This is a genomic window from Curvibacter sp. EU05-FHT14A10 (genome assembly GCF_058791075.1).
The window spans coordinates 591,813-617,402 of record NZ_JBYTDE010000001.1 but is presented as its reverse complement, the minus strand read 5'-3'; the positions used below and the strand labels follow the sequence as shown (position 1 = coordinate 617,402).

The window sequence follows — 25,590 nt, the reverse complement described above, 5'->3', positions numbered from 1 at the left end:
CGGCCTGTTTGGGTGGAGCTGCAGGGGCTGGGGGCAGAACGGCCGGTCGCTGAATGGGACCGGCCCGCCCTGACCCGAGCGGTGCGTGGAAAACCCGGCATTTTAGCGTGTGGGCGGCCAACCCACCCGATCAGGCGGTCGCTGCGCCCTCTTCCCCTCCCCGGCCTGCACGCCAGCCCCTTCAGCGGCGCACAGCACGCTTCACCTCCTGGCTCAGGAAGCGGTACAGCCTGGGGTCGTGGGCATAGGCCACATTGAAGCGCAGCCACGGCGTGGGTTTGAGATCGGGCCGGAACAGGTTGCCGGGGGCCAGCATCAGCCCTTCGGCCACGGCGCGCTGTGCCACGGCCTGCACATCCACCCCATCGTGTCCCAGGCCGGCCCACACAAACGGCCCGCCCTGGGGGCGGGTGAACAGCACCATGCCAGCCGCCTCAAGGCCGTCACACACCTGCCGCTGGGCCTGCGCGAGGCGCTCGCCCAGGCGCGCCAGATGGCTGCGGTAATGCCCGTCCACCAGCACGGTGTGCACCAGCTTCTCGGTCAGTTCAGAGCTCGTCAGACTGCCCAGCATCTTCTGGTAGACCAGTTTTTCGGCCAGGTCTTCACTCACCGCCGCAAAGCCCACCCGCAGGCTGGGGGTGATGGTCTTGGAGAAGCTGCCCACATAAGACACCCGGCCCAGCGGCGCCAGGGCGGCCAGATTGACCGAACCGGGGGGTTCCAGGCCGGCCATCACCTCGTTTTCCACCACATGAAAATCGTGCTGCTCGGCCAACTTCAGCACCTGAGCCGCCACGGTGGGCGAGCATTGGCTCCCGGTGGGGTTGTGCAACGTGGTCGTGGTGAAAAAGGCTTTGGGCCGGTGCCGCTGGGCCAGGGTGGCCAGCGCCTGCACGTCGGGGCCGTCCAGCCGGCGCTCCACCCCGATCAGCCTCAGGTCCATGGCCCGCAGCGCGGCAAAGAAGTTGGTGGCCCCCGGCGAATCGACCAACACCGTGTCGCGCGGCCGCAGCAGGCAGCGCCCCAGCAGCGCCAGGGCCTGGGTGGCGCCATGGGTCAGCACCAGTTGATGCGGGTTGGCCTGCACCCCCCGGGCCGCCAACTGGGTCTGGATCTGTTGCCGCAGCGGCAGGTAGCCATGTGCCGTGCCGTAATGGGCCAGCCCGGCGGGGCTCTTGCGCGCCAGGCTGGCCAGCGCCTGGCGCACGCCCTCCAGGTGCAGCCAATCCGGGGGCAACCATCCGCATCCGGCGTTGAGCAAGGCGCTGTCGTCTTCGAACACGCGCTGGATCAGCCACAGCGAATCCACCTGGGTACGGCCCACAAAGGGGCGATGGCGGGGCTGCGCCTTGGCCGGCGCCGCCACGTAGTAGCCGCTGCCGCGACGGGCCTCCACATAGGCTTCGGCCACCAGGCGCTGGTAGGCATGGGTGACGGTCATGGTGCTGATGCCCTGCTCGCGCGCCAGGCCTCGCACCGAGGGCAGGCGCGTGCCCGGGCGCAGGCTGCCCTTGTCGATGAGGGCGGCCATCGCCTCGAACACCTGGCGCACCAGCGGCGTGGCGCTGTCGGACTGCAAGGTGATCATCGTGGTGCACCCTGGTACAGCCCAGCCGCGCGTGCCTGAAAACGGTGCGCCAAAGGTCTGCTGCTGGGGCGTGCGGGCGCGCTTCGTGTGCGTACTGTGCTGATCTTCATGGCCCCAACTGTACATAGTCAATTGGTATCGGACGTGACTAAATACCCCCATCGCTGATGACGACCCTGCGCAGAGTGCCCAGGCCCCAGCGCCGCCCGTCCCCCTTGCCACCGAACAGGAACCTGTCCATGCCCCTGCCACTGCACAAAGCCTTGTCCGAACGTTCCTTCAACAGCGCCCGTCGCCGCCAATGGGCCGCCGGCCTGCTGCTGGGCCTGGCCGCCGCCGGCACCCACCTGGGTGCCCTGGCCGACACCAAGACGCTGCGCATCATTCCGCACTCGAACGTCACGGTGCTCGACCCGATCTGGACCACCGCCTACATCTCGCGCAACTTCGGCTACATGATCTATGACACCCTGTTCGGCACCGACCTGGATGGGCGCATCAAGCCGCAGATGGTCGAGAAATGGAGCGTGTCCAAGGACAACAAGACCTGGACTTTCAAGCTGCGCGACGGCCTGGAGTTCCACGACGGCAAGACCGTCACCAGCGAAGACGTGGTGGCCTCGCTGACCCGCTGGGCCAGCCGCGACACGATGGGCGGCCAGTTGGCCAAGGCCCTGGACCACTACGAGACCCCCGACGCCAAGACCTTTGCGCTGGTGCTCAAGGAGCCCTTCGGCCTGGTGCTCGAAGCCCTGGGCAAGCCCTCAGCCAACGTGCCGTTCATCATGCCCAAGCGTGTGGCCGACACCCCGGGCGACACCCAGATCAAGGAGACCATCGGCTCTGGCCCCTACACTTTCAAGGCCGACGAGTACCGCCCTGGCGAAAAAGTCGTGTTTCTGAAGAACGCCCGTTACAAGCCCCGCGCCGAAGCCCCTTCGGGCACCACCGGCGGCAAGAACGTGTATGTCGACCGGGTCGAGTGGGTGATCGTGCGCGATGCCCAGACCCAGATGAACGCCCTGATCAACGGCGAGGTCGACATCCTGGAGCAACCGGCTTTCGAACAATACGCCACCTTGCGCAGCAACCCTGACCTGACCCTGGTCGATGCGCAACCTGCAGGCAACCAGTTCATCTTCCGCTTCAACTTTCTGCACGCGCCCTTCAACAACGAGAAGATCCGCCGCGCCGCCATGCTGGCCATGGGGCAAGAAGCCTTCCTCAAGACCCAGGTGGGCGCCCCCGGCATGTCACGCTATTGCAAGAGCATGTTCCCCTGCGGCACGCCGTTTGAATCCGATGCCACCGGTGAGTACACCGGCATCGCCAACCCGGCCAAGGCCAAGGCCTTGCTGGCCGAGGCCGGTTACAAGGGTGAGCCGGTGGTGCTGATGCGCCCCACCGACCTGGGTGCCATTGCCAAGCTGCCCCTGGTGGCCAAGCAGCAGCTCGAGCAGGCCGGCTTCAAGGTCGACCTGCAGACCATGGACTGGCAGACCCTGGTCGCCCGTCGCGCCAAGAAAGACCTGCCCAGCGCGGGCGGCTGGAACGCCTTCATGACCTCCTGGACCGCCTCCGACATCCTCAACCCGCTGACCATGGCCATGATGAATGCCGCTGGCGACAAGGGCTGGTTCGGCTGGCAGGACGACCCCGAGCTGCAGAAGATCAAGCTGCAGTTCTCGCAGGCCAGCACCGACGCCGACAAAAAGAAGCTGGCCCAGGCCGCCCAGTTGCGCGCCTTCGAGACCGTGACCCACGTGCCCGTGGGCCAGTACAGCCAACCTGCCGCCGTGCGCAAGGGCATCACCGGCCTGGTGCCGGCCGGCGCCCAGGTGTACTGGAACATCAAGAAGCCCTGAGCCGGGCCCCGCTCGCCCGCCAGCTTGCCTGCCCGACAGGCCCGGCCTGCGCCTTGCCTGCAAGGGGCGCGGCCGGCGCCGGGGCGACTGTTTTCCGGAGATTTCCTGATGCTTTCATTTTTGGCCAAACGACTGCTGGCCACCCTGCCGGTGTTGCTGGTGGTGGCCGTGGCGGTCTTCATGATCGTGCGCCTCACGCCGGGCGACCCGGCCGCCGTGATCGGAGGCAACAGCGCCACCAGCGAAGACCTGGACCGCATCCGCACCCAACTCGGCCTGACCCAGCCGCTGTGGCAGCAGTTCCGCCTGTGGGGCGGAGCCGTGCTGCAAGGCGACCTGGGCCACTCTTTCTTCATGAACAAGCCCGTGGTCGAGCTGATTGCCCAGCGCATGGAGCCCACCCTGTCGTTGGCCGCCGGCACCTTGCTGCTGGCCATCGTGCTGGCCCTGCCCCTGGGCACCCTGGCGGCCTGGCGCATGGGCAGTTGGCTGGACAAGGCCGTCATGGCGTTCTCGGTGGCCGGCTTCTCGGTGCCGGTGTTCGTGGTGGGCTATGTGCTGATCTATGTGATGGCGCTGCAACTGCACTGGTTTCCGGTGCAGGGCTACCGGCGGCTGGAGTCCGGCCTCTGGCCCTGGCTGCACCAGCTGATCCTGCCTTGCCTGACCCTGTCGGTCACCTATGTGGCCCTGCTGGCCCGGGTGACCCGGGCCGCGGTCAGCGAGGCCCTCACCGAGGACTACATCCGCACCGCCCGGGCCAAGGGCATCACCGAGTTGGCCGTGTTGACCCACCACGCGCTGCGCAACGCCGCCGTGCCGGTGGTCACCGTGATCGGCGTCAGTGCCGCCCTGCTGCTGGGCGGCGTGGTGGTGACCGAGACGGTGTACGCCATCCCCGGCCTGGGTCAGCTCACGGTGGACGCCGTGCTGAACCGCGACTTTCCGGTGCTGCAGGGGGTGGTGCTGTTCTTTGCCCTGGCCTATGTGCTGATCAACCTCCTGGTCGACCTGAGCTACCTGTTCCTCGACCCGCGCATCCGTTACTGACCCTCCTTCCCCGGATCTCCCATGAGCAACTGGAAAAAACTCTGGCGCAACAGCGCCGTGCGCCTGGGCTGCGCGGTGTTGGCCGCCTTGCTGCTGCTGGCTGTGCTGGCCCCGTGGCTGGGCACTTTCGACCCCTCGGCCATGGACCCCAGCTTCATCTCGGTGCCTGCCGGCACCCATGGCGAAGTCACCCTGCCCGACGGCCAGACCCTGCAGCATGTGTTCTGGATGGGCAGCGACAACTTTGGCCGCGACATCTGGAGCCGCGTGCTCTTCGGCACCCGCGTTTCGCTGGGTGTGGGGCTGTGCACCGCTGTGCTCGCCATCACCGGTGGCTGCCTGCTGGGCATGCTGGCGGGCTACTTCCGGCCCGTGGATGCGGTGGTGATGCGCCTGGTGGACGGCATGATGGCCATCCCCGCCGTGCTGGTCGCGATCACCCTGGTGGCCATGCTCGGGGCCAGCCTGCCCACCGTGATCCTGGCCATTGCCGTGCCCGAAATCCCACGGGTGACCCGGTTGGTGCGCGCCCTGGTGATGGGCCTGCGTGACGAGCCCTTTGTCGAGGCGGCGCGGGCCCTGGCCTCGTCCAACCTCACCATCCTGTGGCGCGACATCCTGCCCAATGCGCTGGCCCCGCTGATCGTGCAGGGCACCTTCATTGCGGCTTCCGCGGTGCTGACCGAGGCCATCCTGAGCTTTCTGGGCCTGGGGCTGCCGGCCGACGTGCCCACCTGGGGCAACATCATGGCCGAAGGGCGGGTGCAGTTTGCCCAGAGCCCGGGCAATGTGATGTTTCCGGCGCTGTTCCTGGTGCCCACCGTGCTGGCCATCAACCTGCTGGGCGACGGCCTGCGCGACGTGCTGGACCCCAAGTTCTCCAAGCGAGCCTGAGCGAGCCCCCTGCCATGAACACCTTGACCTCCCCCACCCCCGTCTTCCTGGATTCGGCACCGCCCCCGGTGCCCCGGCCCGCCGAAGTGATCCTCGATGTGCAGGGCCTGCAGGTGGCCCTGCCGGCCGACGCCGACCGCCCTTTTGCGATTGAGCACCTGGACGTGCGCATCGAAGCCGGCCAGACCCTGTGCATCGTCGGCGAGTCGGGCTCGGGCAAATCCGTGCTGGCCACCACGGTGATGGGCCTGCTGGCCAAAGGCCTGTGCGCCACCCAGGGCCAGATCCGCCTGGCCGGCGAAACCCTGATGGACCAGGCCCGACTGGCCCCCGAATCACGCCTGCGCGCCTGGCGCGGCACCCGCATGGGCATGGTGTTCCAGGAGCCCATGACCGCGCTCAACCCCGTGCACAGCTGCGGCGAGCAGGTGGATGAGCTGCTGCGCACCCACACCCAGTGGCCCGCGCACGAGCGCAAGGCCCACATCCTGGCCATCTTTGACCGGGTGCGCCTGCCCGACCCCAAGCGCATCTACGACAGCTACCCGCACCAGCTCTCGGGCGGCCAACGCCAGCGCATCGTGATCGCCATGGCCATCATCCTGAAGCCCCGGCTGTTGATCTGCGACGAGCCCACCACGGCCCTGGACGTGACCACCCAGGCCGAGATCCTGCGCCTGATCGCCGAGCTGCAAGTGGAACAACGCTCGGCCGTGCTCTTCATCACCCACGACATGGGCGTGGTGGCCGAGATCGCCGACCAGGTGATGGTGATGCACCGCGGCCGCGTGGTCGAGCAAGGCCCGGCCGAGCAGGTGCTGCAGGCACCGCGCGAAGCCTACACCCGCATGCTGCTGGACGCCGTGCCCGGCATGACCCCGCCCCCCCCGCGCGAACTGCCCGGTGGGCGTGCCCTGCTCAGCGCCACCGGCGTGGGCAAGACCTATGTGCGCCGTGACTGGCTGGGCCGGGCCAAGCCCAACACCGCGCTGCGCGATGCCAGCGTGGCCGTGCATCGGGGCGAGACCGTGGGCGTGGTGGGCGAGTCGGGTTCGGGCAAATCCACCTTTGCCCGCTGCATGATCCGCCTGATCGACCCCAGCGAAGGCAGCATTCTGTGGGGCGAGACCCCGGTGCAGGGCCTGCCCGAGGGGCGGCTGCGCCCCCTGCGATCGCGGGTGCAGGTGGTGTTTCAAGACCCCAACCGCTCGCTGAACCCGCGCCGCACCGTGGGCTCGTCGCTGATGGAGGGGGCGATGAATTTCGGCATGGGCGAGCGCCAGGCCCGCCAGACCGCCGAAGAGCTGATGGACCGCATCCAGTTGCCCCGCACCGCGCTTGACCGCTACCCACACCAGTTCTCGGGCGGACAGCGGCAGCGCCTGGCCATTGCCCGCGCCGTGGCCTGCCAGCCCCAGGTGCTGGTGGCCGACGAGGCCGTGTCGGCCCTGGACGTGTCGGTGCAGGCCCAGATCCTGTCCCTGCTGCGTGAAATCCAGGCCGACCTGGGCCTGGGCATCCTGTTCATCACCCACGACCTGCGGGTGGCGGCCCAACTGTGCGACCGCGTGATCGTGATGAGCCAGGGCGAGATCGTCGAGCAAGGCCCCACAGCCCAGGTGTTCCAGCAGCCCGCCCACGACTACACCCGCCGCCTGCTGGCCGCCGCCCCCCGGGCCGAGCTGGCCCGCCGGGGCTGAATCCCTCCGCCCGACAGGACCCTCACCATGCGACTTCTGCTGGCCCAGTTCAAGCACGAGACCAACACCTTTTCACCTGTGCCCACCCCGTTCGAGCGCTTCTACCGTGCTCTGCCGGCCGATGCTGACCAGGCCAGCCTGCTGGCAGCCTACCGAGGCACGGGACTGGCCCTGGGCGGCTTCATTGACGTGGCCGAGCGCGTGGGCGCCGAGGTGGTGATTGCCACGGCGGCCGAGGCCCAACCCAGCCGACCCACCGACGATGCCACCTACGAGCGCATCAGCCAGGCCATCCTGTCGCGCGTGGCGCGGGGCGGCTTCGATGCCGTGCTGCTCGACCTGCACGGTGCCATGGTCACCGAATCGCTGGAAGACGCCGAAGGCACGCTGCTGCGCCGCCTGCGCGAGATCGACCCCGACATCCCCGTGGGCGTCACCCTGGACATGCACGCCAATGTGTACGACGACATGGTGCGTCACGCCACCGTGATCACCGGCTACCACACCTACCCCCATGTGGACATCCATGCCGCCGGTGTGCGGGCCGCCGAACTGATCCTGCGCACTTTGAGTGGCGAGATCCGCCCCGTGATGCAGTGGGGCCAGGCCCCCATGCTGCCGCACGTGATGCGCCAGGGCACACACGCCGAGCCCAATCGCTCGCTACAGGCGCGCTGCCAGGCCCTGGAGGCCGGCGGCGAGGTGCTGGCCGCCTCGGTGTTTGTGGGCTTTCCGCACGCCGACATCAGCCAGGCCGGCCTGAGCGCCGTGGTCTGCACCGACGCACGGCCTGAGACAGCCCGCGGGCATTGCGACGCCCTGCTGACCCAGGCCTGGGAGGCCCGCGAGGGCTTCGTGTTCCACCCCACCCCGTTGGCCGAAGCCGTGGCACGGGCCCAGGCCTGCGCCATCGGCCTCGGCGGCCCGGTCGTGCTGCTGGACCATTGCGACAACTCGGCCTCGGGCGGCTCGATGGACACCACCGAGGTGCTGGCCGAGGTGCTGCGCCAGGGCCTGGACGAGGCCGTCTTCTATGCCATCTGGGACCCCCAGGCCGTGCAACAGGCGCTGGCCGCCGGCATCGGCAGCGAGATCACACTGAGCCTGGGCGGCAAGACCGCCATGCCGGCGCTGCGCCGTGACAGCCCGCCCTTGAGCGTCACCGGTCGGGTCAAGCTGGCCTTTGACGGGCGCTTTCGCAACCGCGGGCCCATGTACCAGGGCGTGCAGACCCGGCTGGGCCCCACCGTGGTGCTGGCCGTGGGCGGCCTGGAGATCGTGCTGATCTCCGAGCACCAGGAGCCGTTTGACCTGAACTGCCTGTCCAGCGTCGGCGTCGATCCGCTGCAAAAGCGCTTTGTCATCCTCAAGAGCCGGGTGCACTGGCGCGCCGGCTTTGGCGACCTGGCCCGTGAGGTGATCGAGTGCGACGGGCTGGGCGTGACCACGTCCGACTACGGCGCACTGCAATTCAAACGGGTGCGCCGCCCGATCTACCCGCTGGACCCGATGTAAGTACCCCGTCCTTTCCCGATTTTCTCCACCTCAGGACCCCTGACCCATGAGTGAACTCCACGCCCTTTCCGCCTCCGCCATGGTGGCGGCCTACCGTGACGGCAGCCTGTCGCCAGTCGAAGTGACCCAGGCCGTGTTGCAGCGCATCGAGCGTTGCGAGCCCGTGCTGTGCGCCACCTATGCGCTTGATGCCGATGCCGCACTGAGCATGGCGCGCGCTGCCGAAGCCCGTTGGCGTGCCGGTACCCCCATCAGCGTGGGCGGTGTTTGCATCGACGGCGTGCCAGCCACCATCAAGGAAAACATCGCCACCCGCGGCGTGCCCGTGCCGGTGGGCACCGCCGCCAGCCTGCCGGTGCCCGCCGCGGCCGATGCGCCGCCCGCGGCTCGCCTGCGCGAGGCCGGTGCCGTCTTCGTGGCCAAGACCACCATGCCCGAGTACGGCATGCTCTCGTCAGGCCTGTCGAGCTTCCATGCCCTGGCCCGCAACCCCTGGAACACCGCGATGAACCCCGGCGGCAGCAGTGCCGGCGCGGGCGCGGCGGGTGCCGCAGGCTACGGCCCGCTGCACATCGGCACCGACATCGGCGGCTCGGTGCGCCTGCCGGCCGCCTGGTGCGGGCTGGCCGGCCTCAAGCCCAGCCTGGGCCGGGTGCCGATCGACCCGCCGTACATGGGCCGCTGCGCCGGCCCCATGACCCGCACCGTCACCGATGCGGCCCTGATGATGGCCGTGCTGTCGCGCCCCGACCCACGCGACCCCATGAGCCTGCCGCCGTCCGACATCCCGTGGCTGTCGCTGCAGCGCGAACTCAAGGGGCTGCGCATCGGCCTGTTGCTGGAGGCCGGCTGCGGCATGCCGGTGTCGCCCCAGGTGCAGCAGGCCGTGGTGGCGGCGGCCCGCCTGTTCGAGCAGGCCGGGGCGGTGATCGAAACCCTGCAGCCCTGGATGAGCAACGAGCTGCTGCACGGGGTGGACCGCTTCTGGCGCATCCGCTCGGGCGTCGATGTGCAGGCCCTGCCGCCCGAGCGCCGCGCCAAGGTGCTGCCCATCGTGCGTCAGTGGGCCGAAGGCGGCCTGGGCTTCAGCGGCGAGCAGGCTTTCGAGGCCTACAGCATGACCTTCAAGACCCGCGCCACCACCGTGGCCGCCACCCAGCCCTACGACTACGTGCTGTCGCCGGTGTCGCCCAACACCAGCTTTCCGGCCGAATGGGCGTACCCGACCAACAACGTCAATGAGGCCATGGATCACATCGGCTTCACCCTGCCTTTCAGCATGAGCGAGCAGCCCGCTGCTTCGGTGAACTGCGGCTACGACAGCCATGGCGTGCCCATCGGCCTGCAGATCGCCGGGCGCCGCTTTGACGACCTGGGCGTGCTGCAGATGGCCCGCGCCTTCGAACAGATGCGCCCGGCCCAACGGCCCTGGCCGCACATCGCGGAGGCCTGATGCGCCGCTGGCGGCCTGCCTTGACCCTTTGGCCCGCCTGGCTCGGCCCACGCACCGTGAGGCACGCGCTGGCGGGGGTGCGGGCCGTCACCGGGCCGGCCACCGGCACGGCCGCCATGGGCCTGGTGGCGGGCGTGGCCATGGCCCAAAGCGGCCTGCCCATGGCGGTGTTGTTGCCCATGTCGCTGCTGGTGTATGCCAGCTCGTCCCAACTGGCCTGCCTGCCGCTGATGGCCAGCCAAGCCCCGTTGTGGCTGGTGGGGGCCACCGCGGCCGTGCTGAACCTGCGCTTCGTGGTGTTCAGCGCCGAATGGAGCCGCTACTTCCACCACCTGAGCCGACCGCAGCGCGTGGCCTTGTCCTACTTTGCCGGTGACCCGATCTATGCGCTGTTCACCCAGCGCCACCCCCTGCCCGGCCACAACCGCCGGCAACGCCGCCGCGAGGTGGCCTTCTACCTCGGCCTGGCGCTGAGCAACTGGGCGGTGTGGCAGCTCTCATCCGGGGTGGGCCTGCTGCTGGCCGACCAATTGCCCGGCGCCAACAGCCTGCGCTTTGTGGCCATCCTGGCCTTGCTGACCCTGACCCTGCCCATGGTCAAAGACCGCCCCACCCGCGTGGCCGCTTTCGCGGCCTGTGCCGTGGCCCTGCCGGCCCAGGCGCTGCCACGCGGCCTGCCGGTGCTGGTCACCATGCTGGCCGCCATGGCCGCGGGTCTGCTGGCCGAACACCGCCGACCGAGGCCCCATGCTCGATGACCCCGAACACAGGGGCTGGCTGGCCGTGGCCCTGCTGGTGCTGATCACCGTGCTGACCCGGGCCTTTTTTCTGCTGCCCGGCCAGCAACCCCGCCTGCCGGGCTGGCTGCGCACCTGCCTGCGCTTTGCACCACTGGGCGCCTTGCTGGCCATGGTCGTCCCTGAGGTGGCGCTGAACCAGGGCCAGTGGGTGCCGCAATGGCAGGATGCCCGCTGGTGGGCCTGCGCCGCCGCCCTGCTCACCTACTTCGGGGGCCGGCGCAACATCAACCACGCCTTGTTTGCCGGCATGGGCGTGTTGCTCGGCCTGCACCTGGCCCTGGGCTGGTAGCCGCCTGCCCAAAGCCTCAACCCCTCCCTGCCCACTGCGAAACACCATGAACATCCTGATCGCCGGCTTTCAGCACGAGACCAACACCTTCGCCCCCAGCCCGGCCGACTGGGCCGCCTTTTTGCGCGGCGACGGCTTTCCGGCCTACAGCGAAGGGGCCGACATGCTTCGCCGCTTCACGGGCAGCAGCCTGCCCATCGGCGGCTTCATCAGCGAGGCCCAGGCGCGGGGCTGGACCTTGCTGCCCGCCTGCTGGGCGGGGGCCACGCCTTCGGCCCAGGTCAGCGACGAGGCGTTCGAGCGCATTGCCGGCGCCATCGTCGAGGCGGCCCGCCAGGCCCTGGCCGGCCCGGGCCTGCAAGCCATCTACCTGGATCTGCACGGCGCCGCCGTCAGCGTTGCCTTCGAAGACGCCGAAGGTGAATTGCTCAGACGCCTGCGCTCGCTGGTGGGCGATCAGCTGCCCATCGTGGCCAGCCTTGATTTGCACGCCAACGTCAGCGCCGACATGTTGGCGCTGGCCGACGGCCTGGTGGCCTACCGCACCTACCCGCATGTGGACACCGAAGCCACCGGCCGCCTGGCCGCCCAACTGCTGGAGCGCCGCCTGCAGGCCGGCCAACGCCTGCCGATGGCCTGGCGCCGCGTGCCCTTCCTGATCCCGATCAACGCCGGCTGCACCCTGATCGAGCCGGCCGCGTCCTTGTACGCGCAACTGCCCGAGGTGGATGCCCGTCAAGCCACCCTGAGCAGCATCGCCATGGGCTTCCCGGCCGCCGACATCGCCTGCTGCGGCCCCTGCGTGTGGGCCTATGGCGAGCACGCCGAGGCGGTGGTGCAAGAACTGTGGACCCAGCTTTGCCAGCCGCCCCAGCGTTGGCGCGTCAGCCTGCCCGAACCCCTGGCTGCGGTGCAGCAGGCCCTGGCGCTGGCCGAACACGCCAGCGCCCCGGTGGTGATCGCCGACACCCAGGACAACCCCGGCGCAGGGGGTGACAGCAACACCACCGGCATGCTGCATGCCCTGTTGCAGGCCGGCGCCGGGCACCGCTACCCCGGCCAGGTGGCGCTGGGCCTGCTGTACGACCCCGAAGCCGCCGCTGCCGCCCACCGGGCCGGCCCCGGCGCCCGCCTGAACCTGAGCCTGGGCCGCCAGGTGAGCACCCTGCCCGGCCAGCTCAGCGACCCACCCGTGCAGGCTGATGTCACCGTGCGCGCCCTGTTCGAAGGCAGCGTGCGCCTGCTGGGGCCCATGATGCATGGCGTGCACACCCGGCTCGGCCTGGTCGCCTGCCTGGAGCTGGACGGTGTGCTGGTCGTGGTCGCCAGCGGCAAATGCCAGATGCTGGACCGCGAGCTGTATCGCTGCGTGGGCATTCAGCCCGAGGCCATGAAGTTGCTGGTCAACAAAAGCTCGGTGCACTTCCGCGCCGACTTCACCCCCATCGCCTCCCACATCCTGGTTGCCCGCGCCCCAGGCCCCATGCCCGCCGACCCGGCCAGCCTGCCCTGGACGCGGCTGGGGGCGGGGGTTTCGGCGGTGATTGAGGGGGTGTGAAGGGACATCTTGACGGACTGGGTGGGGCGACGACGGCATTTGTTTTCGGCCTTGAGGCCGGCCTGCGTTCGGTGAAGCGCACCGATGCGTGATAACTCGGCACCGTAGGTCGGGCGGACGTTGGTGTCAGGGCGTTTTCAGCGGATCAGCACCTTGTTGAATGCGCGTGGGTCATCAGATTCATTCAAGATTCCTGAACGCCATTTCTTGCAACTCCTCAAGGCCCCGCCCATGATCCTCGTTGGTCAATATGACAGCCCCGTCACCCGCCGAGTGGCCATTGCGCTGCATCACTACGGAATACCCTTCGCCCGAGATACCCGCTCAGTCTTTAGCGAAGCCGCAGCCGTCAGGACCATCAGCCCCCTGACCCGCATCCCGGCCCTCATCCTCGACGATGGAGAGGTGTTGATTGACAGCGCCGCCATTCTCGATCACCTGGATGAACTGGTGGCTGACGCGGCCCTGATCCCTGCCGCAGGCCCGGCGCGTCGGCGTGTCCTGCAGATGACGGCCTTGGCTCAAGGCACGCTCGAAAAAGCAGGGGCTGTCGTCTACGAGCGGCACTTCCACCCCCTCGAAACCCGAAGTGCCGTCTGGATTGACCGCTGCCTTGGACAGGCCCGCTCAGGCCTTGACGAGTTGGCTCGACGCCTTGCCACCCCGTATGCCTGCGGGGCAAACCTCACCCACGCCGATGTCATGATCACCGTGCTGATCAGGTACGTGCAAGACCGTTTGCATGAAGTGCTGGCCCCCACCGCTCACGCCGCGCTCATCAACCTGGCCCAACATTGCGAAGCGCTGCCCGCCTTTCGTGCCGCCGCCCTGAGCGATTTCGAGCAGATGACCCAATGCTGATTCAGCTTCCGCAGCGAGTGCAACATCCAACGGCACAGCCCAATTGCCGGGCCACTGTCAGCCATAAGGCAGAAACTGGTTGCTGTCGCGACTGAGCAGTTGCATCAGCTTCGGATGGATGAAGAGCTTCTCCTTGCCCAAAGGCATTTCACGCAGCACACCCAGCTTGACCAGCTCTTGCAGATGGCGTGAAGCGGCCTGGCGTTGGCCAATGCCTTTGTCCACCAGATTGCCAATGCGGCAATAAGGCTGTTCGAAGATCACGTCCACCAGCTCCCGGGTGTAGATCTTGGGCAGCCGGGTGCGCACATGCTCGGTGGTGTGCTCGGCCAGCGCGCGGATGGCGGCGATCTTGCCGGTCGTCCACTTGGAGGTAACGGCGACCGCCTGCAGCATGAAGACCAGCCAGGGCTCCCAGGCCTCATCACGGGTGACGGAGAGCAGCAGGCGATAGTAGTCGGCCTTGTGCGCAATCACATGGCGGCTGAGGTACAAGATGGGCAGATTCAACAGGTCTTGTTGAATCAGGTACAGGATGTTGAGCACCCGCCCGGTGCGCCCGTTGCCGTCGATGAAAGGGTGAATGGCCTCAAACTGGTAATGTCCTACGGCCATTCGGATCAGAGGATCCAGATCGGTGGCCTCGTGCAGGAAACGCTCCCAATTGGCCAACATGTCCCGTAAACGAGTCTCACCTTCTGGCGGGGTGTAGACCACCTCGCCAGTGCGGTCGTTGGCCAACTGAGTGCCGGGCGTTCGACGAATGTCCATGTCCACGCCCTTGAGCGTGCGGCAGACCTCGACGGCGGTCGCCGTGCACAGGGGGCGCTGCTGGAGCGACCGAAAGCCTTGGTGCAGTGCGGTGCGGTAGCGCAATGCCTCTTTGGTCGCCGAGTCGGCCTGCTCATGGCCTTGGGCGTATTGAAAGAGCTGGTCGGTGGTGGTGACGATGTTCTCAATTTCCGAGCTGTCTTTGGCTTCCAGCAGCGGGATGGTGTTGATCAACATCGCCTGGTTGGGGATGAGTTCGGCCGCTTGCTTGAGTTCGGCCAGGGCGGCGCGGGCTTCGATGCATGCCTTGAGAACGGTGCGGCTTTCCAACTCGTGCGCCGGGGGCAGTGCGGGCAAGTGGTTGTGTGGCTGCTCGGGATTCCAAGCGAAGACGTTCTTGGTCATGATGCAAAAAGCCTGTTTCGACGACACGTTCTGAGTTCATGTCGCTGCCGGCGACATGTCCGTACAACATGTTCTTTTTTTGTCGAAGTTGGAACACGTCAAGAAATCATGTCGCTATTTTTGCATATTGGCGACATGAGCAGACCGGATGCCGCCCATTCACCGCCCGTTGACATACCCAACACATAATCCCAACTCCCGCTTCGCCGACCTCCTTCGCATGCCGCTTCGCCACCTTCCTCACACCCTGGCCTGCCTGGGCCTCATGGCCTTGCTGGCCGGCCCGCTGGGGCCGATGGCCCAGGCGGCAGAGCCAGACAGCCCTTTTCTGGAAGACCTGAGCAGCCCCGAGTTGCAGGCCCGCCTCGATGCGGGCACGCGCACGGTGCTGATCCCCATCGGCGGCACCGAGCAGAGCGGGCCGCAGATGGCGCTGGGCAAGCACAACGTGCGGGTGCATGTGCTGGCCGGTCAGATTGCACGGCGCGTGGGACACACGGTGGTCGCCCCGGTGTTGGCCTATGTGCCCGAGGGCAGCATCCACCCGCCGGCCGGGCACATGCGCTTTGCGGGCACGATCTCGATCCCCGAGCCGGCTTTTGAGGCCGTGCTGGAGGGCTCGGCGCGCAGCTTTCGGCAGCATGGTTTTCGCGATGTGTTCTTCCTGGGTGACCACGGGGGCTACCGCAAGAACCTGGAGCGGGTGGCCGAGCGCCTGAACCAGGCCTGGGCCCGTGACGGCGGCCCGCCGGCGCGGGTGCATGCCCTGAGCGAGTACTACCGCGTGACCCAGACCGCCTACGTGGCCGAGTTGAAGCAGCGCGGCTTCAGCCCGGCCGAGATCGGCGAGCACGCCGGCCTGGCCGACACCTCGCTGATGCTGGCCACCGACCCGGCCCTGGTGCGCACCGACACACTGGCCAGCCCGGGCGCCCGCGACCGGGCCCGGGGCGTGACCGGCGACCCGCGTCGCGCAAGCGTTGCGCTGGGTCAAGTCGGGGTGCAGCAAATCGTGGAGACTTCGGCCGCAGCGATCCAGGCGGCCATCAAGCCCTGAGCCGCCTCTTTTATCTGGAGTGTTCTTCTCATGTCCCTCGGGAAAGTCTTTGCCCGCAACGCCGTTGGTTTGGCCGTCAGTTCGGCTGTCATCGTGATGGGCCTGCTGGCCAGCGGGGTGCAGGGGGCCGACGCGGTCGGCAAGAATGGCGCCGCCAGGCCGGCGACGGTCAACACCGTGCCCGGCATGCCGCCGGTGCCCAACCCGGCCAATCTTTACAGCGAAACCGCTGCTGACCACATGGCCCCGGCCGTGCGCGACGACCTGGAGCGCATCTATGTGCCCAATCTGCGCTCCAACGATGTGTATGTGATCGACCCGGCCAAGATGAAGGTGGTCGACAAGTTCAAGGTGGGGCCAGCCCCACAGCACGTGGTGCCTTCGTGGGACCTGCGCACGCTGTGGGTGGCCAACAATGCCGAGCGCCGCACCGATGGCAGCCTGACCCCGATCGACCCGCGCACCGGCAAGCCGGGCAAGGAGATCCTGGTCGACGACCCCTACAACGTGTACGCCACGCCCGATGGCGCCTCGCTGATCGTGGTGGCCGAGGCCAAGCACCGGCTGGATTTTCGCGACCCCAAGACCCTGGCCCTGCAATACGCCATCGATGTGCCCAAGTGCGGCGGCATCAACCATGCCGACTTTTCGATCGACGGGCGCTACGCGATCTTCACCTGTGAGTTTCAGGGCAGCGTGGCCAAGATCGACCTGGGCAAGCGTGAGGTGCTGGGCTACCTGAAGCTGCAGATGCCCAAGACCCGCTTCAAGGACGGGCAAAAGCTCAGCGACCCCAATGTGTCGCCGATGGAGACCGAAGTCTGCTCGGCCACCAAGGGCATGCCGCAGGACATCCGCATCTCGCCCGACGGCAAGCATTTCTACGTGGCCGACATGGAGGCCGACGGCGTGCACGTGCTCGACGGTGATTCGCTCACCGAGGTGGGCTTCATTGCCACCGGGGTGGCCGCGCACGGGCTGTACCCGAGCCGCGACGGCAAGCAGTTGTATGTGGCCAACCGGGGCTCGCACCGCATCCACGGCCCGCGCAAAAGCCCGGGCAGCGTGACGGTGATCGACTTTGCCACCGAAAAGGTCACGGCGCAGTGGCCGATCCAGGGCGGCGGCAGCCCCGACATGGGCAATGTCAGCGCCGACGGCAAGTGGCTGTGGCTGTCGGGTCGTTTTGACGACGTGGTGTACCGCTTTGACACCCAAAGCGGCGCCGTGGCCCAGATCAAGGTGGGGCAGGAGCCCCATGGCCTGGCCGTGTGGCCGCAACCTGGCCGCTATTCGCTGGGCCACACCGGCAACCTGCGCTGATACCGGCAGCCTGGGGCCGGCCAAGGCCGTGCCCCGACGCGGCTATTCTCAGGTGGGATAATCCGCGTCATGAGCATCACCTACAAAAACGCGGAAGAGATCGAGGGCATGCGCGTGGCCTGCCGCCTCGCGTCCGAGGTTCTGGACTACCTGACCCCCTTCGTCAAACCCGGCGTCACCACGCTGGAGATCGATCGCCTGGCCCATGAGTACATGGTCAATGTGCAGGGCACCAAGTCGGCCACCGTCGGTTACCAGCCCCCCGGCTACCCGCCCTACCCGGCTTCGCTGTGCACCTCGCTGAACCATGTGGTGTGCCATGGCATCCCCAACGACAAGCCGCTCAAGAAGACCGACATCATGAACATCGATGTCACCGTGATCACCGACAAGGGCTGGTACGGGGACAACAGCCGCATGTACGTGATGCCCGACGCCTCGATCGCGGCCAAGCGCCTCAGCGCGCTGACCTTCGAGGCCATGTGGATCGGCATCCAGCAGGTCAAGCCCGGTGCCCGCCTGGGCGACATCGGTCACGCCATCCAGAAGTTTGCCGAAGGGCATGGCTTTTCGGTGGTGCGCGAGTTCTGCGGCCACGGCATCGGCCAGCGCTTTCACGAAGAGCCCCAGGTGCTGCATTACGGCAAGCCCGGCACGCTCGAAGAACTGAAGCCCGGCATGACCTTCACCATCGAGCCCATGATCAATGCCGGCAAGCGCGAAGTGAAGTCGCACGGCAACGACGGCTGGACCATCGTCACCAAAGACCACAGCCTGTCGGCCCAATGGGAGCACACCATCCTGGTCACCGAAACCGGCTATGAGGTGCTGACGCTGTCGGCCGGCAGCCCGCCGCTGCCGGGCTTCGTCACCACCACCAAGACCTGAGCCTCAGGCCCTCGTCCCGTTTTCGCCCCGTTCACCCCGCGCCGCCCGCCCCGCCATGACCGACCTCCAGGCCTTGCGCCAGTCCTACAAAGAGCAGAAAGCGGCTCTGTTGCAGCAACTCCAGACCGAGGGCGCCACCACCCGGGGCATCCACGGCTTGCTCACCCGGCTGGCCCGGCTGGTCGATGACCTGCTGGCCGAGCTGTGGCGGCGCGCCGGATTTCCGCCCGCTTTTGCGTTGGCGGCCGTGGGCGGCTACGGGCGCGGCGAGCTGTTTCCCTATTCGGATGTGGACGTGCTGGTGTTGCTGCCCGACAGCGTGGTGGCGGACAGCGAGCCGGAGCTCAAATCCCGGCTCGAGGCCTTCATCGGCTCTTGCTGGGACGTGGGCCTGGAGATCGGCTCCAGCGTGCGCACCCTGAGCGAGTGCGTGGCCGAAGCGGGCAAGGACGTCACGGTGCAGACCTCGCTGCTGGAGGCCCGCCTGCTGATCGGCCCGACCGATCTGTTCACGGCCTTCCAGCAGGCCTTCCGGGCCCATCTGGATGCCCAGGCCTTTTTTGTTGCCAAGAGCCTGGAACTACGCCAACGCCACAACAAGTCGGAGAACACGCCCTACTCGCTGGAGCCCAACTGCAAAGAGTCGCCCGGTGGCCTGCGCGATCTGCAGACCATCCTGTGGGTGGCCAAGGCGGCCGGGTTTGGCGACACCTGGGACGACCTGGCCGCCAAGGGCCTGGCCACGCCGTTCGAGGTCCGTCAGATCAAGAGCAACGAGGCCTTGCTGAGCCTGATCAGGGCCCGCCTGCACGTGGTGGCCAAGCGCCGCGAAGACCGGCTGGTGTTCGACCTTCAGACAGCGGTCGCAGAGACCTTTGGTTACCAGTCGCATGCACCCGATGGCTCGCGCCTGGCCGTGCGGGCCAGCGAGGCCCTGATGCGCCGCTACTACTGGGCCGCCAAGGCGGTGTCGCAGTTGCACCAGATCCTGATGCTCAACATCGAAGAGCGGCTGCACCCCAACACCCATGAGCCGCGGCGCATCAACGAGCGCTTCTTCGAGAAGGCCGGCATGATCGAGGTGGCCAGCGACGACCTGTACCTGAACCAGCCGCACGCCATCCTCGAAACCTTTTTGCTGTACGAGACCACGGTGGGCCTCAAGGGCCTGTCGGCCCGCACGCTGCGCGCCCTGTACAACGCCCGCCATGTGATGGACGGGGCTTTCCGCCGCGATCCGGTGAACCGCCGCACCTTCCTGAGCATCCTGCAGCAATCCGAGGGCATCACCCACGCCATGCGCCTGATGAACCAGACCTCGGTGCTGGGGCGGTATCTCTGGGTCTTCCGCCGCATCGTGGGCCAGATGCAGCACGACCTTTTCCACGTCTACACCGTGGATCAGCACATCCTGATGGTGCTGCGCAACGTGCGCCGCTTCTTCATGGCCGAACACGCGCACGAATACCCTTTCTGCTCGCAACTGGCGGCCGGTTGGGACAAGCCCTGGATCCTTTACACGGCGGCGCTGTTCCATGACATCGCCAAGGGCCGAGGGGGCGACCACTCCGAGCTGGGGCGTGCCGAGGTACGCCGCTTCTGCCGCGACCATGACATTGCGAGTGATGACAGCGAGCTGATCGAGCTGCTGGTGGGTGAACACCTCACCATGAGCCGCATTGCCCAGAAAGAAGACCTCAGCGACCCCGAAGTGATCCAGGCCTTTGCCAAACGCGTGGGCAACGAACGCAACCTGACAGCGCTGTACCTGCTGACGGTGGCTGACATCCGCGGCACCAGCCCCAAGGTCTGGAACGCCTGGAAAGGCAAGCTGCTGGAAGACCTGTACCGCTACACGCTGCGCGTGCTGGGCGGCCGCGCCCCCGACGCCCGCGCCGAGATCGAGGCCCGCAAGCGTGAGGCGCTGGTGCAGCTGGCCCTGTACGCACTGCCCCACGAGGTGCAAAAGCCGCTGTGGGACACGCTGGACGTGAGCTATTTCATGCGCCACGACGCGGGCGACATCGCCTGGCACACCCGGCAGCTGTCGCGCCACGTGGCCTCGCTCGACCCCATTGTGCGGGCCCGCCAGTCGCCGGTGGGCGAAGGCATGCAGGTGCTGGTCTACACCGCCGACCAGCCCGACCTGTTCGCCCGCATCTGCGGCTACTTCGACCAGGCCGGCTTCAGCATCCTGGACGCCAAGATCCACACCACCTCGAATGGCTACGCCCTGGACACCTTCCAGGTCGTGACCCAGATGCTGCCCGAGCACTACCGCGAGCTGACCAGCATGGTGCAAAGTGAACTGGCCCGCACCCTGACCGAAGCGGGCCCCCTGCCCCCCCCCAGCCGGGGGCGGGTGTCGCGCCGCGTCAAGAGCTTTCCGATTGCCCCGCGCATCGACCTGCGCCCCGACGAAAAAGCCCAGCGCTGGTTGCTCAGCATTTCGGCCAGCGACCGCCTGGGCCTGCTGTACATGGTGGCCCGGGTGCTGGCCCAGCACCACATCAGCCTGCAGATGGCCAAGGTCAGCACCCTGGGCGAGCGGGTGGAGGACACCTTCCTGATCCAGGGCCCCGAACTGCAGCAGAACCGCAAGCAGATCGAGATCGAGACCGAGCTGTTGAAAGCCCTGGGCACGGTCTGAAACCAAGCCGTCAGCGGCCGGGCAGCCCCCTGCACGGCTGACGGGCGCCGCTGAGTGCCTTGGCCCTGTCCTGGCGCAATGGCGCGTCCGGACATCGATGCCCTCCTACAGGGCGTGCCGTCTGTGGCCTGCACAGCCCCTTCGGGGACTGCATCAAACTGCAACAAATCCTTCCGACAGCCCAGGTCCGCCCAGCCACGGCGCGGCACGCGGTGGGATGGCCCATGCAGCAGCAGCCCCGAAAGATCGCCATGAACGCAGTCCCCCAGCCCCTCGAAACGCCAGGCCCCCCAGTACGGCCCCGACGGCGTGTGTTGCTGGTCGAGGACAACGCTTTCATCATCGAACTGCTGCGGCTGGTGCTGCACCAGCACAGCGAGGTGCTGCTGGCCGCCGACGCCGCCTCGGGCTGGGCCCTGGCTCAGCGCGAACAGCCCGACCTGGTGATCACCGACCTGTGCTTTGGTGCCGGCATGAGCGGCCACGACTTGCTGCAGGCGATGCGGGCCCACGCCCTTCTGGCCGACACACCGGTGCTGGTCATCTCGGCCCACGCCAGCCAGGCCGACATTGAGACCAGCCTGGCCTTGGGGGCCCAGGCCCACATGGGCAAGCCTTTCAGCCCTCTGCGCCTGCTGCGCTGGCTGGAGGCCTTGTAGGCCGCCACCCACACCAGCGGGACTGAACAGCGCGCTGAGCCAAAAAACGCAAATAACACACGCTCACAAGCGACGCCCAGGCCGACGGCTTCCTGATCCCACAATCTGCCCCCCACCTTTGGACCGTCGCGCCCCACAGCCCGACGGTCTTCTCATATCGACTGGAGAGAGACACCGTGACCCCCACCCCTTTCTGTGCCGCGCTGCAATCCGCGCAGGCTCACAAGCTCGCCCTGCGGAGGACCGCATGAGCTTTTTGATCATTTTGCTTTCGCTGGTTTTGCTGATGTTCGTGGCCTACCGCGGCCTCAGCGTGATCCTGTTTGCGCCGGTCTGCGCGCTGTTGGCGGTGCTGCTGACGGATCCCACTCTGGTGCCACCGCTGTTCAGCGGCATCTTCATGGACAAGCTCGTGGGCTTTGTGCAGCTGTACTTCCCGGTGTTCCTGCTGGGCGCCGTGTTTGGCAAGGTGATCGAGCTGTCGGGCTTTTCCAAGTCCATCGTGGCAGCCGTCATCGGGCTGCTGGGGCGCGAGCGTGCCACCCTGTCCATCGTGGTGGTGTGTGCGCTGCTCACCTACGGCGGCGTGTCGCTGTTCGTGGTGGTGTTCGCGGTCTACCCGTTCGCGGCCGAAATGTTCCGTCAAAGCGACATCCCCAAGCGCCTGATCCCGGGCACCATCGCACTGGGCGCCTTCACCTTCACCATGGATGCGTTGCCGGGCAGCCCGCAGATCCAGAACATCATCCCCAGCACCTTCTTCAAGACCAATACCTGGGCCGCGCCCTGGTTGGGCGTGGTGGGCACGGTGTTCATCCTGGTGACAGGCCTGGCCTACCTCGCCTGGTGCCGTCGTCGTGCACGTGAGGCCGGCGAAGGCTATGGCAGCGGCCACAGCAACGAACCCGAACCCTATGCCGCCGAAAAGCTGCCCAACGCCTGGCTGGCCCTGGCGCCCTTGCTGGTGGTGGGGGTGATGAACAAGGTGTTCACGGTGCTGATCCCGCAGTTCTACGGCGCGGTGCACACCGCAGCCCTGCCCACCATGGCCAAGCCGGTGGTGACCGACGTGAGCAAAGTGGCGGCCATCTGGGCCGTCGAGGCGGCGCTGCTGATGGGCATCCTGACCGTGGTGGTGTTTGCCTGGGGCCCGGTGAAGAAGCGTTTCGCCGATGGCACCAAGGCCGCCGTCGGTGGGGCCCTGCTGGCCGCCATGAACACCGCATCCGAGTACGGCTTTGGCGGCATCATCGCCGCCCTGCCCGGCTTCACGGTGGTGGCCGATGCCCTGCGGGCCATCCCCAACCCGCTGCTCAATGAGGCCATCTCGATCTCGGCACTGGCCGGCATCACCGGTTCGGCCTCGGGGGGCATGAGCATTGCGCTGGCCGCGATGTCCGACACCTTCATCCAGGCCGCCAACGCAGCCCACATCCCGCTGGAAGTGTTCCACCGTGTGGCCGCCATGGCCAGCGGCGGCATGGACACCTTGCCGCACAACGGCGCCGTGATCACGCTGCTGGCCGTCACCGGCCTCACGCACAAGACCTCGTACAAGGACATCTTCGCGATCACCCTGATCAAGACGGCCGCCGTGGGCGTGATCATTGCCACCTACTACCTGACCGGCCTCTATTGAGACCTGAGATCTGAGATCTGCGACCCGAAAGCCGCAGCCCGGGGCCCACCCCGGGGCTGCGCCAACAAAACAAGACACCGGAGACAAGACATGCGCAACAAGATCGTTTCGGCCGCCGAGGCGGCCGCCCTGGTCCGCGACGGCGACGTGGTGGCCACCTCGGGCTTTGTCGGCATCGGCACCCCCGAGGAGTTGCTGCTGGCCCTGGAGCAACGCTATACCGCCAGCCAGACCCCACGCGACCTGACGCTGGTGTTTGCCGCCGGTCAGGGCGACGGCGGTGAACGCGGGCTCAACCACCTGGGGCATCCGGGCCTGGTGCGGCGCGCCATCGGCGGGCACTGGGGCCTGATCCCCAAGGTGGGCCAAATGGCCCTGGCCGACCAGATTGAAGCCTACAACCTGCCTCAAGGCTGCATTTCGCAGCTCTACCGCGACATCGCGGCGGGCAAGCCCGGCACCCTGTCGAAGGTGGGGCTGGGCACTTTCGTCGACCCGCGCCTGGGGGGCGGCAAGATCAACCGGTGCACCCACGAAGACCTGGTGCGCCTGATGGACATCGATGGCGAGGAATGGCTTTTCTACAAGGCCTTCGGCATCGACGTGGCCCTGGTGCGCGGCACCACCGCTGACACCCACGGCAACATCACCATGGAGCGCGAGGCCCTGACCCTGGACAACCTGGCCATGGCCATGGCGGCCCGCAACTCAGGCGGCATCGTGATCGCCCAGGTTGAGCGAGTGGCCCAGGCCGGCTCGCTCAACCCGCGCCAGGTCTGCATCCCCGGCACCTTGGTCGACTGTGTGGTGGTGGCCCAAGCTGACAACCACATGCAGACCTACGGTACGCGCTACTCGGCGGCTTTTTCGTCCGAACTGCAGGTGCCGCTCGACAGCCTGGCCCCGCTGCCCCTGGACGAGCGCAAGATCATCGCGCGCCGCTGCGCGCTGGAGCTGCCCCTGGACGGCGTGCTCAACCTGGGCATCGGCATGCCCGAAGGCGTGTCGGCCGTGGCCAATGAAGAGCGCGTGCTGGACCTGTTCACCCTCACCGCCGAGCCCGGCATCGTCGGGGGCATGCCCGCGGGCGGCATGGACTTTGGCGCCGGCTTCAACGTCGAGGCCGTCATCGACCAGAACCAGCAGTTCGACTTCTACGACGGCGGTGGCCTGGACCTGGCCTGCCTGGGCATGGCCGAATGCGACGCGGCCGGCAATGTCAACGTGAGCCGTTTCGGCCCCAAGCTGGCCGGTGCCGGCGGCTTCATCAACATCTCGCAGAACGCGCGCACCGTGCTGTTTGCCGGCACCTTCACCGCCGGCGGCCTGAAGGTGGCCGCAGCCGACGGTCAACTGCGCATCCTGCAGGAGGGTCGCTCGCGCAAGTTTCTGCCCCAGGTCGAGCAGATCACCTTTGCCGGCCGGCGCGCCGCCGGGCAGGGCCAACGCGTGCTGTACATCACCGAGCGCTGCGTGTTCGAACTGACCCCGCAGGGCCTGCGCCTCACGGAAGTGGCCCCGGGTGTGGACATCGAGCGCGACATCGTGGCCCACATGGGCTTTCGCCCCCTGATCGAGCAGCCCCGCCTCATGGACCCGGCCCTGTTCCGCCCCGAACCCATGGGCCTGCGTGAGCGCCTGCTGAACATGGCCTTTGAGGCCCGCTTCCGGTACGACGCCGCACAAGGCCTGCTGTTCCTGAACTTCCAGCACCTCAGCGTGCGCACCGAAGCCGATGTGGAGCGCATCCGCGCCGCCGTCACCGCACTGTGCGCCCCGCTGGGCCACAAGGTGGGTGCCGTGATCAATTACGACGGCTTCAAGCTCGACGAGCAGGCGGCCGAGGCCTATGCCCGCATGGGCCTGGAGCTGGAGCAGCGCTTCTACCGCAGCGCCTCCCGCTACGCCAGCAAGCCCTTCCAGCGCCTGACCCTGCCCGCCCTGCTGCACCGCGACGCCCAGTTGCCGGTGTATGACAGCCTGGCGCAGGCGACTTCACAAGCGACGTCGCAAGGAGCTGCTCAAGCCAGGCCCGAGCGGACCTGAGCCCCGAACAGGACTGTAGAAAGCCCGTGCTCAATCATCCTGCTTCGGGTCCAGCCCCGGAAACAACACCTCGGTGAAGCCGAAGCGCGAGAAATCGCGCACGCGCATGGGGTAGAGCTTGCCGATCAGGTGGTCACACTCGTGCTGCACCACCCGGGCGTGAAAGCCCTCCACGGTGCGCTCGATCGGGTCGCCATAGGGGTCGAGGCCGCGGTAGTGAAGGCGTTTGTAGCGGGGCACCACGCCGCGCAGGCCGGGCACCGACAGGCAGCCTTCCCAGTCGTCTTCTTCTTCGTCGCCCAGCGGGGTGAGCACCGGGTTGCACAGCACGGTGCGGGGGACAGGCGGCGCATCCGGGTAGCGCGGGTTGGGGGCGTCGGTGCCGAAGATCACCAGTTGCAGGTCCACCCCGATCTGCGGTGCGGCCAGGCCGGCGCCGTTGACGGCGGCCATGGTCTCGAACATGTCGCGCACCAGCAGGTGCAGGGCGTCGCTGTCGAAATCGGCATCGGCCAGGGGCTGGGCGATGCGCAGCAGGCGGGGGTCGCCCATTTTCAGGATCTCTCGGATCGCCAT

At 67.4% G+C, this 25,590-nt stretch carries 20 protein-coding genes; 17 read left to right on the top strand and 3 right to left on the bottom strand.

All coding sequences use genetic code 11. The annotated features are described in order from the left end of the window. Positions 1-181: 181 nt before the first annotated feature. Positions 182-1,591, bottom strand: coding sequence for an aminotransferase-like domain-containing protein (locus AC3WUT_RS02640; protein WP_492345502.1), 1,410 nt, complete (start codon positions 1,589-1,591; stop codon positions 182-184). A gap of 239 nt (positions 1,592-1,830) precedes the next feature. Between AC3WUT_RS02640 and AC3WUT_RS02635 the strand changes: the two genes are divergently transcribed. The 10 genes from AC3WUT_RS02635 (at position 1,831) to AC3WUT_RS02590 (ending at position 13,576) form a co-directional block, all read left to right on the top strand. After that, positions 1,831-3,456: an ABC transporter substrate-binding protein gene (locus AC3WUT_RS02635; RefSeq protein ID WP_492345501.1), complete on the top strand. Its 1,626-nt coding sequence runs from the start codon at positions 1,831-1,833 to the stop codon at positions 3,454-3,456. Between the two features lie 108 nt (positions 3,457-3,564). After that, positions 3,565-4,506 carry an ABC transporter permease gene (locus AC3WUT_RS02630; RefSeq protein ID WP_492345500.1) on the top strand — a complete coding sequence of 314 codons (942 nt, stop codon included), beginning with the start codon at positions 3,565-3,567 and terminating at the stop codon, positions 4,504-4,506. 21 nt (positions 4,507-4,527) lie between these two features. Further along, complete coding sequence (locus tag AC3WUT_RS02625; RefSeq protein ID WP_492345499.1) at positions 4,528-5,400, top strand: ABC transporter permease; 873 nt, start codon at positions 4,528-4,530, stop codon at positions 5,398-5,400. A gap of 14 nt (positions 5,401-5,414) precedes the next feature. Beyond that, positions 5,415-7,100 (top strand): dipeptide ABC transporter ATP-binding protein, encoded by a 1,686-nt coding sequence (locus tag AC3WUT_RS02620; RefSeq protein ID WP_492345498.1) that lies wholly within the window; start codon positions 5,415-5,417, stop codon positions 7,098-7,100. 27 nt (positions 7,101-7,127) lie between these two features. Then, positions 7,128-8,615: a M81 family metallopeptidase gene (locus AC3WUT_RS02615; protein WP_492345497.1), complete on the top strand. Its 1,488-nt coding sequence runs from the start codon at positions 7,128-7,130 to the stop codon at positions 8,613-8,615. 46 nt (positions 8,616-8,661) lie between these two features. Further along, a complete protein-coding gene (locus AC3WUT_RS02610; protein ID WP_492345496.1) occupies positions 8,662-10,068 on the top strand; it encodes an amidase in 1,407 nt (468 codons plus the stop codon). A gap of 20 nt (positions 10,069-10,088) precedes the next feature. After that, positions 10,089-10,826 (top strand): AzlC family ABC transporter permease, encoded by a 738-nt coding sequence (locus tag AC3WUT_RS02605; protein WP_492345495.1) that lies wholly within the window; start codon positions 10,089-10,091, stop codon positions 10,824-10,826. Next, on the top strand, positions 10,816-11,157 hold the full coding sequence (locus AC3WUT_RS02600) for an AzlD domain-containing protein (RefSeq protein ID WP_492345494.1): 342 nt from the start codon (positions 10,816-10,818) through the stop codon (positions 11,155-11,157). Before AC3WUT_RS02605 ends, AC3WUT_RS02600 begins: the two co-directional genes overlap by 11 nt. 46 nt (positions 11,158-11,203) lie before the next feature. Beyond that, positions 11,204-12,715 (top strand): M81 family metallopeptidase, encoded by a 1,512-nt coding sequence (locus tag AC3WUT_RS02595; protein WP_492345493.1) that lies wholly within the window; start codon positions 11,204-11,206, stop codon positions 12,713-12,715. A gap of 231 nt (positions 12,716-12,946) precedes the next feature. After that, positions 12,947-13,576: a glutathione S-transferase family protein gene (locus tag AC3WUT_RS02590; protein ID WP_492345492.1), complete on the top strand. Its 630-nt coding sequence runs from the start codon at positions 12,947-12,949 to the stop codon at positions 13,574-13,576. A gap of 57 nt (positions 13,577-13,633) precedes the next feature. Here AC3WUT_RS02590 and fic read toward each other — a convergent pair whose 3' ends face one another. Next, entirely contained in the window at positions 13,634-14,752 is a 1,119-nt protein-coding gene (fic, locus tag AC3WUT_RS02585) for a protein adenylyltransferase Fic (RefSeq protein ID WP_492345491.1), read from the bottom strand. A 220-nt stretch (positions 14,753-14,972) separates the two neighbouring features. Here fic and AC3WUT_RS02580 point away from each other — a divergent pair, with 220 nt between their 5' ends. The 7 genes from AC3WUT_RS02580 (at position 14,973) to AC3WUT_RS02550 (ending at position 25,014) form a co-directional block, all read left to right on the top strand. Beyond that, complete coding sequence (locus tag AC3WUT_RS02580; protein WP_492345490.1) at positions 14,973-15,809, top strand: creatininase family protein; 837 nt, start codon at positions 14,973-14,975, stop codon at positions 15,807-15,809. Positions 15,810-15,839: 30 nt separating this feature from the next. Further along, complete coding sequence (locus tag AC3WUT_RS02575; protein WP_492345489.1) at positions 15,840-17,132, top strand: YncE family protein; 1,293 nt, start codon at positions 15,840-15,842, stop codon at positions 17,130-17,132. Positions 17,133-17,201: 69 nt separating this feature from the next. Then, positions 17,202-18,020, top strand: a complete 819-nt coding sequence (map, locus tag AC3WUT_RS02570; protein WP_492345488.1) for a type I methionyl aminopeptidase — start codon at positions 17,202-17,204, stop codon at positions 18,018-18,020. Positions 18,021-18,075: 55 nt separating this feature from the next. Beyond that, a complete protein-coding gene (locus AC3WUT_RS02565; RefSeq protein ID WP_492345487.1) occupies positions 18,076-20,670 on the top strand; it encodes a [protein-PII] uridylyltransferase in 2,595 nt (864 codons plus the stop codon). Between the two features lie 251 nt (positions 20,671-20,921). Then, positions 20,922-21,329 (top strand): response regulator, encoded by a 408-nt coding sequence (locus AC3WUT_RS02560; protein ID WP_492345486.1) that lies wholly within the window; start codon positions 20,922-20,924, stop codon positions 21,327-21,329. Positions 21,330-21,576: 247 nt separating this feature from the next. Then, positions 21,577-22,968, top strand: a complete 1,392-nt coding sequence (locus tag AC3WUT_RS02555; protein ID WP_492345485.1) for a GntP family permease — start codon at positions 21,577-21,579, stop codon at positions 22,966-22,968. A 90-nt stretch (positions 22,969-23,058) separates the two neighbouring features. Continuing rightward, positions 23,059-25,014, top strand: coding sequence for an acyl CoA:acetate/3-ketoacid CoA transferase (locus AC3WUT_RS02550; RefSeq protein ID WP_492345484.1), 1,956 nt, complete (start codon positions 23,059-23,061; stop codon positions 25,012-25,014). A gap of 30 nt (positions 25,015-25,044) precedes the next feature. On the opposite strand, the gene AC3WUT_RS02545 is transcribed toward AC3WUT_RS02550, so the two are convergent. Beyond that, the gene (locus AC3WUT_RS02545) at positions 25,045-25,590 is read right to left on the bottom strand and encodes a peptide deformylase (protein ID WP_492345483.1); all 546 of its coding nucleotides are present in this window, start codon (positions 25,588-25,590) and stop codon (positions 25,045-25,047) included.

Coding starts and splice junctions, on each gene's coding strand:
- AC3WUT_RS02640 (WP_492345502.1), bottom strand. CDS start 1,591: ATGATCACCTTGCAGTCCGACAGCGCCACGCCGCTGGTGCGCCAGGTG.
- AC3WUT_RS02635 (WP_492345501.1), top strand. CDS start 1,831: ATGCCCCTGCCACTGCACAAAGCCTTGTCCGAACGTTCCTTCAACAGC.
- AC3WUT_RS02630 (WP_492345500.1), top strand. CDS start 3,565: ATGCTTTCATTTTTGGCCAAACGACTGCTGGCCACCCTGCCGGTGTTG.
- AC3WUT_RS02625 (WP_492345499.1), top strand. CDS start 4,528: ATGAGCAACTGGAAAAAACTCTGGCGCAACAGCGCCGTGCGCCTGGGC.
- AC3WUT_RS02620 (WP_492345498.1), top strand. CDS start 5,415: ATGAACACCTTGACCTCCCCCACCCCCGTCTTCCTGGATTCGGCACCG.
- AC3WUT_RS02615 (WP_492345497.1), top strand. CDS start 7,128: ATGCGACTTCTGCTGGCCCAGTTCAAGCACGAGACCAACACCTTTTCA.
- AC3WUT_RS02610 (WP_492345496.1), top strand. CDS start 8,662: ATGAGTGAACTCCACGCCCTTTCCGCCTCCGCCATGGTGGCGGCCTAC.
- AC3WUT_RS02600 (WP_492345494.1), top strand. CDS start 10,816: ATGCTCGATGACCCCGAACACAGGGGCTGGCTGGCCGTGGCCCTGCTG.
- AC3WUT_RS02595 (WP_492345493.1), top strand. CDS start 11,204: ATGAACATCCTGATCGCCGGCTTTCAGCACGAGACCAACACCTTCGCC.
- AC3WUT_RS02590 (WP_492345492.1), top strand. CDS start 12,947: ATGATCCTCGTTGGTCAATATGACAGCCCCGTCACCCGCCGAGTGGCC.
- fic (WP_492345491.1), bottom strand. CDS start 14,752: ATGACCAAGAACGTCTTCGCTTGGAATCCCGAGCAGCCACACAACCAC.
- AC3WUT_RS02580 (WP_492345490.1), top strand. CDS start 14,973: ATGCCGCTTCGCCACCTTCCTCACACCCTGGCCTGCCTGGGCCTCATG.
- AC3WUT_RS02575 (WP_492345489.1), top strand. CDS start 15,840: ATGTCCCTCGGGAAAGTCTTTGCCCGCAACGCCGTTGGTTTGGCCGTC.
- map (WP_492345488.1), top strand. CDS start 17,202: ATGAGCATCACCTACAAAAACGCGGAAGAGATCGAGGGCATGCGCGTG.
- AC3WUT_RS02565 (WP_492345487.1), top strand. CDS start 18,076: ATGACCGACCTCCAGGCCTTGCGCCAGTCCTACAAAGAGCAGAAAGCG.
- AC3WUT_RS02560 (WP_492345486.1), top strand. CDS start 20,922: ATGAACGCAGTCCCCCAGCCCCTCGAAACGCCAGGCCCCCCAGTACGG.
- AC3WUT_RS02555 (WP_492345485.1), top strand. CDS start 21,577: ATGAGCTTTTTGATCATTTTGCTTTCGCTGGTTTTGCTGATGTTCGTG.
- AC3WUT_RS02550 (WP_492345484.1), top strand. CDS start 23,059: ATGCGCAACAAGATCGTTTCGGCCGCCGAGGCGGCCGCCCTGGTCCGC.
- AC3WUT_RS02545 (WP_492345483.1), bottom strand. CDS start 25,590: ATGGCGATCCGAGAGATCCTGAAAATGGGCGACCCCCGCCTGCTGCGC.